Here is a 12,318-nt window from a genome sequence, read left to right on the forward strand (position 1 = left end):
CACCTGTTCCCATCCCGAACACAGAAGTTAAGCACTTTAGCGGCGAGTATAGCTATGCTAGCCATAGTGAAATTAGCTCATTGCCAGGTAAACTTAGGATAATCATTCACTTGATTATCCTTTTTTTATGTTGTTTGGTGTCATGACGCTTGTTAGTTGACTAACTTATTTGATAATAACTTCTTCATTTGTTATGGTATTAAAGTGACTATTTTTTTATATAGTATTGAAACAGTGCTTTATTTAATTTTTAGTGATGCGAGGATGAAAGGAAGATTTTATTTTTTATAAGGGAATGAAACGTTTTAAAAAGCTTACAGTTGTAAGTAAAATATCATTAGTGTTTATCTTGTTATTTGTAATGTGGGGGGCATTTGGGTCTTATTTACCTCATCAATATCGTTTGGGTCTTGTGGCTGAACAGTTGAATGCTTCACTCACTCGAAATTTTGATTGGCTTTATACATTAATTATGTTTTTAATTTTTGTATTAGCGGTCTATTTAATTGTATCAAAACATGGTACAAAGCGAATTGGTGGTGATGATGCTACACCTGATTACTCAACCTTTGCTTGGCTGTCGATGTTGTTTAGCGCTGGTATGGGGATTGGATTAGTCTTCTGGGGTGTTTCTGAGCCATTGTCTCATTATGAGACGTTCTTGGCGCTTGATGAATCTGTTAGGCCTAGTGTGGGTTCTACACTTGTTCAGTCGTATGTGCACTGGGGAGTCTTACCGTGGGCATTGTATGGAATTATGGCTTTGATCATTGCATACTTTACATTTAACAAAAATAGAAAATCACTTGTAAGTGCTTCGGTTGAAGATTTATTTGGGCAACGCTTTAAAACACCACTCATTATCATTGTGGATTCACTTGTCGTTGTTTCCACTGTGTTTGGGGTTGCGACGTCTTTGGGTCTTGGAGCGAAACAAATTGGTGGTGGGATTGAATTTATTAATCCAGCCATCGTGAATGATTTTAATTTACAATTGTTGATTATACTTGTTGTAACGGTCTTGTTTATTTTTTCAGCGATTTCCGGACTACAAAAAGGGGTTAAAATGCTGTCGACCAGTGCAATTGCTATTTCGATTTTTCTTTTACTCACTGTTCTCTTGCTTGGACCAAGTATTCAAATATTGAGTTTACTGGTCACAACATTTGGTAGTTATGTTAATAATTTTGTTGAACTGAGCCTTGAGTTGTCGCCTTTGAATGCACCCAAACAAGCTTGGCTTGATGCTTGGAAAATATTTTATTGGGCATGGTGGTTATCATGGTCACCTTATGTTGCATCATTCATTGCCAGAATTTCGAAAGGACGTTCATTTAGAGAGTTTTTACTCGGTGTTATTGCTGTTCCTTCTGTTTTCGCGATTATTTGGTTTAGTGTGTTTGGTGGATTAGCGATTCTTGAAACACACAATGGTAATATGACACTTCTTAATGTCATGAATCAACATGGTCCTGAATCTGCAATCTATGCTTTGTTTGAGTTATTTGGCATGATTGCGCCTGTTCTAATTGTGATTGGGATTGTATTGATAGGAATTTATTTTATAACATCTGCTGATTCCGCAACGTTTGTGCTTGCTATGTTTTCAGATGATGGTAATTTAGTACCATCGAAGGGATTACGAATATTTTGGGGCTTAGCTCAGTCAGCCGTTGCGATTATTCTCTTGATGTCTGGAAATTTAAAAACAATTCAGTCAGTAGCGGTGCTTGCTTCGTTTCCAGTCATATTCATCTTAATCCTGATGATTATTAATTTTATAAAGTCGATCAAACTTGATTAAGAATAATTGAAGGGTAGTCTTAAAAAACTACTCTTTTTTGTAGTTTAAATCAGTATAAATTAGGATGAACTATGCTATAATTAACAAATGGTGATAGAATGAATAGACAAAAATATAAAACAAAAAATGTTCAAGAAACAATTGAATTAGGAAAAAACTTTGCCCAAAGCTTAGAGCGAGGCGTTGTAATATTTTTACAAGGTGATTTAGGCGCTGGTAAAACTGCTTTTACTAAAGGGATTGCGAAAGGTTTAGAGATTGAGGATGTTGTGAATAGTCCGACATTTACCATCTTAAAAGAATACGATGGTCGTTTGAATTTAAAGCATATCGACGCTTATCGCTTAGAAGGGGTCGATTCTGATTCATTAGGTTTGTATGATTTAATGGATGATGAAAATGTTGTGGTTATTGAATGGGGAGAGTTCCTTAATGATTTAGACATTAGCTTTGATTATCATATTAAAATAGCTATTAATGACGAAGATGAAAGAGAAATTGAGGTTATAACATGTTAACATTAATCATAGACACATCACATAAATTTTTGGCTGTAGGCTTGGTTGATGGTGAAAAGATTAACGCAAATAAACAAGCGGTTGTTAGGAAACAACAATCGGAATTTTTGATTCCTTTTATTAATGATATTTTGACTCAAACCCAAACGTCAAAAAAATCGATTAAAAGCATTGTTGTGACCAATGGACCTGGCAGTTATACGGGAATGAGAATTGCACTAACATTTGTGAAAACACTCTGGTTAACACAGCCTGATTTGGAGGTTTTTACAGTGAATACATTATTAAGTTTAAGTGGATCTAAATCAGGGTTTTCAATGATTGATGCTCGTTCTAAGCGTGTCTTTGGAGCGTTTGTTTCTGAAGGACAGGTAATGGATGAGAAAATATATCAATTGGAAGACGTCAAAGAAATAGAGGGTAATATTTTTGGTGATATTGCGCTTCTTGATCTTGAGGAATCCAAAATAGATGTCGTTCAAAATATCCTTGATGTCAAGTCAAGTTGGCAACCGGTCGAAGTTGTGGATACATTGGTGCCACGTTATCTCAAATGATTCGTGAAATTGATGTTAATGAGCTTGATCAAGTGTTAAAGATTGATCGATTGGTCTTGGGAACAAATTGGGAAGATCATCATTATCATACAGAAATTTTCAATGAAGATTCTATTTTTTTAATTGATGTTTGTTCCAATGTTGTGAGAGGCTTTATCTTGATTTTGGTCTTAGGGCTGGATGCAGAAATTCTTCAAATTGCAACCCATCCTGATTATCAAAAAAAAGGGCTTGCGAGTCGATTGTTTGGAACAAGTGTAGAAATTCTACAAGACGTTGGCGTAGAATATTTATTTTTAGAGGTTAGGGAATCGAATTCCTGTGCAATTGAATTTTATCGAAAAAAAGGATTTATACAAACCGGTGTTCGTAAGAATTATTATGGTTTAAATAGACATGCAAATTTAATGAGAAAGAGGTTGAGTTATGATTGTATTAGCGATTGAGTCGAGTTGTGATGAGACATCATGTGCTATTGTGAAAGATGGGCACGAAGTATTGTCGAATGTTGTTTCCTCACAAATTGAAGTGCATAAAGAGTATGGCGGGGTATTTCCAGAAGTTGCCTCACGACTGCATATTCAAAACATTAATTTTGTGATCAAGGAAGCACTTGATAAAGCTGACATGACTTTCTCTGAAATTGAAGCCGTAGCAGTGACACAAGGTCCAGGGCTTGTTGGGTCGCTTCATGTTGGTGTCATGGCTGCGAAAACATTGGCTTGGTCATTGGATGTGCCTTTGATTCCCGTTCATCATATCGCAGGGCACATTTATGCTAATAAGTTATCGGGAGATTTAGCGTTTCCATTGCTTGCTTTAGTTGTTTCGGGAGGTCATACGGAATTGATTTTGATGGAGAAAGATTATTCATTCGAAATTCTAGGGAAGACCCAAGATGATGCAGTTGGTGAGGCGTTTGATAAAGTGGCTCGTCAAGCGGGTTTGTCCTATCCTGGAGGACCTATCATTGATAAATTAGCCCAACAAGGAAAAAAGAATTATCAATTACCGAAAGTTAAGACAGAGAATCCACTTGATTTTTCATTTAGTGGATTGAAATCAGCCGTTCGACAACTTATGTTACGAGAAGAAAGAAATGGTCGAGACATTATTATTGAAGATTTAGCGTTTGCGTTTCAAATGGCTGCCGTTGATGAATTGATGAAACGTCTTGAATTGGCGCTAACGAAGGTCGATGTTAAAACGGTTGTTTTAGCCGGTGGTGTTGCTGCGAATTCACAAGTTCGTGAACGTTCAGCGTCAATTAAGAAAAACAATCCTGAATTATCGGTCCTAATTCCACCGCTTTGGGCCTGTATGGATCAAGCGGCAATGATTGGATTAGCGGCTGAACATGCATATCAAGCAGGTTTTGTGGCAGATTGTGAAATATCGGCAAAATCTAACATAAAACTACCGCATTAATAAAAGATTCACATACAATCGCCGTTAACTTTGTGATATAGTTTATTAGTAGGTGGTGTATCATGAAAAAAATATCAAATGTGCCTAAAGCAACGATGCAACGGTATCCTGTTTATTTAAAGGCTTTAAGAAAATTATATGGTATGGGAGTTGAGCGTATTTTATCACGAGAACTCGCATTGTTTGTTGACATTGAACCAACAACAATTCGACGTGATTTTTCATTCATTGGTTCCCTTGGAAAACAGGGGTATGGTTATGATGTGAAAACTTTAATTGAAACATTCGATGATTTACTGGGTGTTTCCTTTGAGGAAAAACTGATTTTAGTCGGGGCAGGTAACTTAGGACGTGCAATTTTAAATTATAATCGTTGGAATCATGTTGTGGGAGAAATCTCATGTGCTTTTGATATTGATCCAAATCGTTTGGGACAAGTGTCAGATATTCCAATTTATCATATGAGTGAATTAGAAGAACACATTCCTGAAGGCTGTCGTATTGCGATTGTAACTGTTTCTAAAAATGTACAGGAAACAATCGATCGATTAGTGGATTTAGGAGTTGTTGGAATTGTTGACTTTTCAAGTGAACACATTCAAGTTCCCCAAAATGTTGTTGTGAAAACAGTCGATGTTGTATCGACAATTCAAGAGTTAATATTTGAAACAAATAATATATAAGTAGAGGTGTGAAGATGATTTCATATTTAACAGTAAGAGAATGTTATGATTTGTGTGCGTTAGCAAGTGATATGGAACAAGACTCAATGGAGTATGTTCAATTACAAGGCTGGATTCGTACGAATAGAAAAAGTAAAAATGTTGGTTTCATTGAATTAAATGATGGAACATATTTTAGAAGTGCGCAATTGGTTTATTCAAAAGACTTGGAAGATTTTGAAGAAATCGGTAAGTATGGAACAGGGACGGCAATTACAGTTACAGGTAAGTTTAAAGTGACTCCTGATGGGCGTCAACCATTTGAACTTGATGTTACTGAAGTTGTATTGGAAGGTGCATGTGATAGTGAATATCCTTTACAAAAGAAACGTCATAGTTATGAATATTTAAGAGAAATTTCTCATTTACGTGTCCGTACGAATTCATTTATGGCAGTTTTTAGAGTTCGTTCAGTCTTGTCGATGGCGATTCATGAGTTTTTCCAAAATCAAGGCTTTGTGTATGTTCATTCACCAATTATTACGGGGAATGATGCGGAAGGTGCAGGAGAGGCGTTTGTTGTCACAACACGTGAGGATGGACAATACGAAAAAGATTTCTTTGGTAAAAAAGCGAGTTTAACCGTATCAGGTCAACTCCATGCCGAAGCGTTTGCTTTAGCGTTTAGAGATGTTTACACATTTGGTCCAACATTTAGGGCTGAGAAGAGTAATACTCCACGTCATGCGTCCGAATTTTGGATGGTTGAACCTGAAATTGCATTTGCTGATTTAGACGATAATATGAATTTAATTGAGGATTTGGTTAAATATTCAATTGATTATGTCTTGCAAAATGCTCCAGAAGAAATGAAGTTCTTTAATGAGCGAATTGATAAAGGCTTAATGGATCGTTTGGAGTTAATTCTTAAGAGTGAGTTCAAACGTATGCCTTATACTCAGGCAGTTGAGTTGCTTCAAAAATCAGGAAAAGAATTTGAATTTGATGTTGAATGGGGTCATGATTTACAAACAGAACATGAGCGTTATTTAAGTGAAGAAGTTGTGGGTGGTCCTGTATTTATTACGGATTATCCTAAAGACATTAAATCGTTTTATATGCGTATGAATGAAGATGGAAAGACTGTGGCAGCTTGCGACTTGTTGGTTCCTTATGTTGGTGAACTTGTTGGTGGATCACAACGTGAAGAGCGTTTAGATTACCTTGAAAGTCGTATGGATGAATTAAACATTCCTCATGAAGGCTTAGAATGGTATGCAGATTTACGTCGCTATGGTGGCGTAAAACATGCAGGATTTGGAATCGGCTTTGAGCGTTTCCTAATGTACATTACTGGTATGACAAATATTCGTGATGTTATTCCATTCCCAAGAACTCCACGTCATTTAGATTACTAGGAGATGTGTTATGGAATTTAAACCAAATTATATTCCTAAAAACAAACGAAAAGTGAACTACAAAATTGTAGTTCCTTTTGTTGTTTTAGCGGCGGTATTATTCTATTTTGGAATTCAAAAGTTCATGCCCAAGCTTGATGAAGATCGTTCCTATGCCATTTGTAATTTGAATTCAAATGATTCTCGTAATTTGATAAAATCGCGTGAATACAGTGCTGATATTCTTATGAAGGATTATGGTGTTTATGGTGAATCGTTGGGCTTATATCATGAAGAAGTTAAAGCGGGTGTGAGTGATGAGTTTTCTGGAAAGACATTCTTTTTAAATAATTTATGTCATGAAGATGAACGGGCCTACATGATGGATGTGTCATTAGATCGTAAATTACCCATTGCTGAATTGGATGATGGTTTCTATGAATTAGAAGTTCTAGATGGTCTTGATCGTTTCTTTTTAATGAGTGAAGAAAAAGTTGATGAGACATTTTATGGTATTAATCGTAATGGCTTTAGAAAGCAAGTTAATGTAATTGCTGATAAATCGATATTTTATGAAAATGATGAAAGCATCCATGATAAAAACTATGTTTATTTAGAAGTTAAAACCGTTGAAAATAAAGAGATGGTTGATGTGGTCATTGATCCTGCTCGTCTGAATGAACTTTGGGAAGGTTACATTGACTATGGTTCAAGTAGAGATGGCGTGAGTGAATCGGAAATCACGTATCGTATAGCTGAAAAATTACAGAAGGAACTCGAAGCGACTGGATTAAGAACTGAAGTTTTAAGAGAAAAAGATGAGCCACGAGATTTTTTAGGTACGAATGGTCGTGCTCAAGAAGCTTATGATTTAAAAGCTAAGTATTATATTAACCTTGCATTTCCAAGTAGTGGAGCGACTCATGATCAAGGTGTTACGGTTATTTATTCTTCGTATAGTTCTAACAAGCTTGCTTCGGATGTGATGAACCATTTGCGAAAAGGAAGTAGTGTTGTTCCTTCGACTTGGACTGGAAGTAATGATATCGATGGAGTTTATCCAACGTATCGTGATGGCCACTATGATCGTAAATTAGAAATCAGAGAAGTGGGTGGAAAATTTACGCTGGCGGGTCAACTTGAGGAAAATAAGAGTGGTAAAGAAAATCGGAATGGCATGCAAGGGATAACGATTGAGCTTGGCTACATGTCAGATGAAAAAGATTATAAAACGGTTGTGAATGAAGAAGATAAGATTGTGGCAGCAATCGTAGAGGCAATGAAAAAGTACCTTAGAATATGAAGGTGATTGAATGATAGTACAATTAAGAAATATTGAAAAATCATTTGGACATAAAGAGTTATTTAAAGATTTAAATTTAGAGATTAAAAAAAATGATAAACTTGCGATTGTTGGGCCGAATGGTGTTGGTAAAACGACCTTGTTTAATATCCTTAGGGATGAAGAACCGTATGATGCTGGACAAATGTTTTGGAAGCGTAATATTCGTAAAGGGTTTTTAGAGCAAATTCATGTGAGTCAAGAAGATTTGCGTTTGGATGATTATTTTTCCAGTGCTTATCACGACTTGATTCAGATGGAACAAGATATGAAAGAACTTGAAGAAACGATGAAGCATGATCACAGTGATAAAATACTGAAGAGTTATGATTCGTTGCAAGAAGAGTTTCTAAGGCGTGGTGGTTACACAATTCAGTCCGAATTAATGACGTTATTAACGAAGTTTGGTTTTAATGAGCATGATTTGAAAAAAAATATCAAAGAGTTTTCAGGTGGGCAGGTGACGCGTTTGGCGTTTGTCCGATTGCTTTTACAAAAACCGGATGTTCTCTTTTTAGATGAACCAACAAACCATCTGGATATTGAAACAATTGAATGGCTTGAGAGCTATTTGATGTCTTATGATGGTACGGTTGTCCTCATTTCCCATGACCGTTTATTTTTAGACAGAATATGCAGCAGTATTGTTGATATAGATGATTATCAAGCGTATCGTTATGAAGGAAATTATACTTCTTTTGTTAAATTAAAAGAACAAGATATTCAACGGAAAGAAAAACAGTATATTCAACAACAAAAGGAAATTGTTCGACTTGAAACATTAATTGATAAGTTTAGAGCGAAGAGTTCAAAAGCAGCGTTTGCGAAATCTAAACAAAAATACTTAGATCGTATGGATAGAGTTGAGCGTCATGTTGATAAAAATTATGAGTTTAAAGCACAGTTTAAGTCAAGGCTTCGCGGTGGTGGTGATGTTTTAATCACTGATTCTTTGGAAGTAGGCTATGATAAACCTTTGTTTTCAATTGATTTAGATTTAAAACATGGAAGACGCTACGCTGTCTTAGGTGATAATGGAACTGGGAAGTCGACATTATTAAAAACAGTTGCGGGTCGTTTAGAACCTTTATCTGGTGAAATGATGTTGGGACATCAAATTGAATTAGGTTATTTTGATCAACAACTTCTTGATTTTTCTGACAAAGAAACAGTTTTGGAGGAAGTTTGGGATGATTTTCCTGAGCTTGATCACACAGAGGTTCGTCAAGCGTTGGCTCAATTTTTATTTAAAGCTGATGATGTATTTAAAGCTGTTTCCGTTTTGTCGGGTGGTGAGCGGGTTCGTTTATCATTGGTTAAGTTAATGTTGAAGCAAGCTAATTTTCTTGTTTTGGATGAACCGACCAATCACTTAGATATTTATGGAAAAGAGGCTTTGGAGAAATCTTTGAATAATTACGATGGAAGCATGTTGTTTGTTTCTCATGATCGATACTTTATAGAAAAAGTTGCGACCGATATTCTACTGATTAAAGATGGAAAAATATACCACAGTGAGAAGGAAATTTCGCAAGTTCTTCAAGATGAAGCGGATCAGGTTAATGAAGAGAAGGTTGAACGTAAATTAGAGTATAAGGACTTTAAACGATTACAAACACGTCAAAGAAATTTGGAACTTGAACTAGAAGATTTACATAAAGATTTAGACGTGCATCGTGAGTTTAGATTTGATCCGGATTATTATCATGATTATGAAAAAATGGCTGAACTTAATGATGTTATTGATGCAATTCATAATGATATAAAAAAACGTGAGATTGAGTGGGAAGAAGTATCTTTGCAATTAGAAGATAAATGATTTGGTAAAAGAGTAAATTTTGTGTATAATAAGAGTTGTAAAAAAAGGAGTAGATATAAGACTATGGCAAATTGTTTAGTGGCTCAATCAGGTGGGCCAACATCAGTTATTAACGCAACTGTTGCGGGTATCGTAAAAGCGAATCAATTGAATCCTATTTATGATACAGTTTACGGAGGATTACACGGAGTTGAAGGAATCTTAAGTGAAATGTTTGTTGATCTAACAGACATGAGTGACTTTGAGAACAAAGTATTACGTCAAACACCTTCAAGTGCTCTTGGATCATGCCGTTATAAATTGTTAAGAGAAAATGAAGAAGACTTCAAACGTTTATTTGAAATCTTTGCAAAATACGATATTCGTACTGTTTTCTATACAGGTGGTAATGACTCAATGGATACAGTCTATGCATTGACTCAATACGCAGAAAAAAATAACCTTGAAGGATTCCAATTTGTTGGTTGTCCTAAAACTGTTGATAATGACTTGATGGTCATGGATCATAGCCCAGGTTATGCTTCAGCTGCAAAATTCATTGCAACAACAGCTTACCAAACATGGTTAGATTCAACAGTCTATACACGTCAAGACGTGTTCATTTTAGAAGCTATGGGACGTGATGCTGGATGGTTAGCAGCAAGTGCATGTGCTTCAGGTATTGTTGATGTGCTTGTTTTACCAGAACAACCATTTGATAAAGAAAACTTCTTAAAAGTTGTTAAAAAACATGTTGATGAGAAAAATAAATGCTACATCGTTGTTAGTGAAGGTGTTCGCTACGAAGATGGAACATACTTGTCAGCACAAGAATCAAAAAATGATACATTTGGTCACGCAGTCTTGGGTGGATCAGGTGCAGCATTAAGAGATATGATTTTAGATGCAGGTATCTCAGAGCGTGCTAAAGTTCAAGACTTAAGCAATGCGCAAAGATCACATGCAACAGAACAATCAAAAGTTGATGTTGAAGAGTCATTTAACTTAGGAATGTCAGCACATATGCGTTCTGTGGATCCTTCATTCACAGGTAAGACAGTTATCTTAAATCGTGTTGAAGGTGATGATTATGATGTTGTGTATTCAGCAACTGATTCATCAAATATCGCTAACCATGTTAAACATTTCCCAACAGAATGGATTCTTCCAGACTATGCGGGAATTACAGATGAAGCATTAGCTTACATCGAACCATTGTTAGTCGGTATTCCAGAAATCATTTATGATGAAAAAGGATTACCAGTTCACGTAACACCATATTACATGCGTAATAAATAAATAAGTAAATAAAAACTAGAATCCTTAGGGTTCTAGTTTTTTTAATAGTTGATTGCTCGATAAATTTCAAGTAAGTCTGTTTCGTTTGGATAATCATTAATATGAACTGTAGTCCCTTGATGCAAAATGTCTAGGTATGTTGTAGAAATGATTATATCATACTGATTGGTTTCGATTTCGTTTTTAAGGTCAGGACTAATACCATTGAGAATTCCTTTGCTACAGATTGTATGTTGTGTAAAATGGTTTCTAACAAAGAGTTGTAAGTCATAGGCGTGATTATCACCAAAATCACTCAAAACTAGAATTTTTTTTGAAACAGGGATAATAAAATCAGGTATTTCCATTGATACCCAGAATATTATTTCATCGATATTGCGAGCAATGGTTTCTGTGAATTCGTATTGAGAATCAAAAACAGCTTGTCCAATTTTATCGGAGAGTAATTTGTTTTGCAGTCTGAATTTTTCTCCATACATTTTACTACGTCTTAAAAATGCTTTTGGGTGACCGTTGTAGTGTTTTTTAAGAATTAATAATTGATAGATTGATTCTGTTATGACTTTTTCGTTGTAGATATCTGTGTTAAATTTTTGTTCTGTTAAAAATATTTGTACTTCGTTTAAGATTTCATTTTTTAGTGCTTTGTTGTCAAGGTATGATTGACCAATGATTTTGATGGCTTCTAGACCTGCTTGGATTTGAGATTCTGTGAGGACATTACTGTGGATTGGAACTTTTCCAAAGAGCGTTTTTGAATTGAGTTCAAATCCTTGAGATTCTCTTAGAATACTGACATAGAAAAAGAGATTGAGATGGTTTAGATGGAGTTCATCTAAAAATAAATCGTACTGACTGATTTCGGTTTTGAGTCGTTGTAAAAGTTCTACCATTGTTTTTTGATCGGGAAATGACTGACGTAAGGAACGTACATCGACTAAAAAGTCTGTGAGTAAGAAGCGTAATGTTAATTCTGATTTAGCATTAATGTAATAATATCCTTTGTGTTTTGATAATGATGCAGAGTGTTCGTTTAGAAAAGCTTGGATATTACTGAGTGATCGTTGTGCGTGAGAGGCACTGATGTGTGCATTTTCTGCATGAAAATCAATGGATTGGTAAGGATTGAAAAAAATGGATAAAAGAATATTGACATGATTGGATTGGTTGAGGATTTGTTGATACACAAAACGAAGGTTTCCGATGCTTCGATGTTTTAACGAAACAGTGTCTCCGATGGTGTTAAATTCAAGTTTTGGGTCGTGAAAAGTCTCGATAAACTTTAAGTCGTTGAGGACAGTTCTGTCACTGCATTGATTCATTTCTTGAATTTCTTTAAGTGTCATAAAGTAACGATAAATTGTGAGTTCTTTAAGAATATTAATAATTCTATTTTCTTGGTAATTTAACAGTTGTTTCATATGAGTGCCCCTTTGATACTAAATATATCACAAAGTTTTCATGGTAGAGTTAAATATGCTCATAAAAAAAATACCGATTGACGGTATGTTAT

General features: G+C 35.3%; 11 protein-coding genes and 1 rRNA gene. 11 read left to right on the forward strand and 1 reads right to left on the reverse strand.

Annotation, left to right across the window (positions count from 1 at the left end; genetic code table 11):
* The 11 genes from rrf to GVV10_RS02105 all read left to right on the forward strand — a co-directional run.
* Positions 1-89 (forward strand): 5S ribosomal RNA (rrf, locus tag GVV10_RS02055); the annotation flags it as partial.
* A gap of 206 nt (positions 90-295) precedes the next feature.
* Positions 296-1,804: a BCCT family transporter gene (locus GVV10_RS02060; RefSeq protein ID WP_159519088.1), complete on the forward strand. Its 1,509-nt coding sequence runs from the start codon at positions 296-298 to the stop codon at positions 1,802-1,804.
* A 98-nt stretch (positions 1,805-1,902) separates the two neighbouring features.
* On the forward strand, positions 1,903-2,322 hold the full coding sequence (gene tsaE / locus GVV10_RS02065) for a tRNA (adenosine(37)-N6)-threonylcarbamoyltransferase complex ATPase subunit type 1 TsaE (RefSeq protein WP_159519090.1): 420 nt from the start codon (positions 1,903-1,905) through the stop codon (positions 2,320-2,322).
* A complete protein-coding gene (gene tsaB, locus GVV10_RS02070; protein WP_159519092.1) occupies positions 2,316-2,879 on the forward strand; it encodes a tRNA (adenosine(37)-N6)-threonylcarbamoyltransferase complex dimerization subunit type 1 TsaB in 564 nt (187 codons plus the stop codon). Before tsaE ends, tsaB begins: the two co-directional genes overlap by 7 nt.
* The gene (rimI, locus tag GVV10_RS02075; RefSeq protein ID WP_159519094.1) at positions 2,876-3,325 is read left to right on the forward strand and encodes a ribosomal protein S18-alanine N-acetyltransferase; all 450 of its coding nucleotides are present in this window, start codon (positions 2,876-2,878) and stop codon (positions 3,323-3,325) included. The genes tsaB and rimI overlap by 4 nt, the downstream gene beginning before the upstream one ends.
* Positions 3,306-4,307, forward strand: a complete 1,002-nt coding sequence (tsaD, locus tag GVV10_RS02080) for a tRNA (adenosine(37)-N6)-threonylcarbamoyltransferase complex transferase subunit TsaD (RefSeq protein ID WP_159519096.1) — start codon at positions 3,306-3,308, stop codon at positions 4,305-4,307. The genes rimI and tsaD overlap by 20 nt, the downstream gene beginning before the upstream one ends.
* Before the next feature lie 62 nt (positions 4,308-4,369).
* Positions 4,370-4,990: a redox-sensing transcriptional repressor Rex gene (locus GVV10_RS02085; RefSeq protein WP_159519098.1), complete on the forward strand. Its 621-nt coding sequence runs from the start codon at positions 4,370-4,372 to the stop codon at positions 4,988-4,990.
* Positions 4,991-5,004: 14 nt separating this feature from the next.
* Positions 5,005-6,387: an asparagine--tRNA ligase gene (asnS, locus tag GVV10_RS02090; protein ID WP_159519100.1), complete on the forward strand. Its 1,383-nt coding sequence runs from the start codon at positions 5,005-5,007 to the stop codon at positions 6,385-6,387.
* 10 nt (positions 6,388-6,397) lie between these two features.
* Positions 6,398-7,669: an N-acetylmuramoyl-L-alanine amidase family protein gene (locus tag GVV10_RS02095; protein WP_159519102.1), complete on the forward strand. Its 1,272-nt coding sequence runs from the start codon at positions 6,398-6,400 to the stop codon at positions 7,667-7,669.
* Positions 7,670-7,679: 10 nt separating this feature from the next.
* Complete coding sequence (locus tag GVV10_RS02100; RefSeq protein ID WP_159519104.1) at positions 7,680-9,527, forward strand: ABC-F family ATP-binding cassette domain-containing protein; 1,848 nt, start codon at positions 7,680-7,682, stop codon at positions 9,525-9,527.
* A 63-nt stretch (positions 9,528-9,590) separates the two neighbouring features.
* The gene (locus GVV10_RS02105; protein ID WP_159519106.1) at positions 9,591-10,805 is read left to right on the forward strand and encodes a diphosphate--fructose-6-phosphate 1-phosphotransferase; all 1,215 of its coding nucleotides are present in this window, start codon (positions 9,591-9,593) and stop codon (positions 10,803-10,805) included.
* A 41-nt stretch (positions 10,806-10,846) separates the two neighbouring features.
* On the opposite strand, the gene GVV10_RS02110 is transcribed toward GVV10_RS02105, so the two are convergent.
* Positions 10,847-12,226 carry a helix-turn-helix domain-containing protein gene (locus tag GVV10_RS02110; RefSeq protein WP_159519108.1) on the reverse strand — a complete coding sequence of 460 codons (1,380 nt, stop codon included), beginning with the start codon at positions 12,224-12,226 and terminating at the stop codon, positions 10,847-10,849.
* Between the last annotated feature and the right edge of the window lie 92 nt (positions 12,227-12,318).

This window comes from Erysipelothrix urinaevulpis (assembly GCF_009828835.1).
GTDB classification, from domain to species: Bacteria; Bacillota_I; Bacilli_A; order Erysipelotrichales; family Erysipelotrichaceae; genus Erysipelothrix; species Erysipelothrix urinaevulpis.

Excerpts from the sequence above, each read along its gene's own strand:
- GVV10_RS02060 (WP_159519088.1), top strand. The coding sequence starts at position 296 with ATGAAACGTTTTAAAAAGCTTACAGTTGTAAGTAAAATATCATTAGTG.
- tsaE (WP_159519090.1), top strand. The coding sequence starts at position 1,903 with ATGAATAGACAAAAATATAAAACAAAAAATGTTCAAGAAACAATTGAA.
- tsaB (WP_159519092.1), top strand. The coding sequence starts at position 2,316 with ATGTTAACATTAATCATAGACACATCACATAAATTTTTGGCTGTAGGC.
- rimI (WP_159519094.1), top strand. The coding sequence starts at position 2,876 with ATGATTCGTGAAATTGATGTTAATGAGCTTGATCAAGTGTTAAAGATT.
- tsaD (WP_159519096.1), top strand. The coding sequence starts at position 3,306 with ATGATTGTATTAGCGATTGAGTCGAGTTGTGATGAGACATCATGTGCT.
- GVV10_RS02085 (WP_159519098.1), top strand. The coding sequence starts at position 4,370 with ATGAAAAAAATATCAAATGTGCCTAAAGCAACGATGCAACGGTATCCT.
- asnS (WP_159519100.1), top strand. The coding sequence starts at position 5,005 with ATGATTTCATATTTAACAGTAAGAGAATGTTATGATTTGTGTGCGTTA.
- GVV10_RS02095 (WP_159519102.1), top strand. The coding sequence starts at position 6,398 with ATGGAATTTAAACCAAATTATATTCCTAAAAACAAACGAAAAGTGAAC.
- GVV10_RS02100 (WP_159519104.1), top strand. The coding sequence starts at position 7,680 with ATGATAGTACAATTAAGAAATATTGAAAAATCATTTGGACATAAAGAG.
- GVV10_RS02105 (WP_159519106.1), top strand. The coding sequence starts at position 9,591 with ATGGCAAATTGTTTAGTGGCTCAATCAGGTGGGCCAACATCAGTTATT.
- GVV10_RS02110 (WP_159519108.1), bottom strand. The coding sequence starts at position 12,226 with ATGAAACAACTGTTAAATTACCAAGAAAATAGAATTATTAATATTCTT.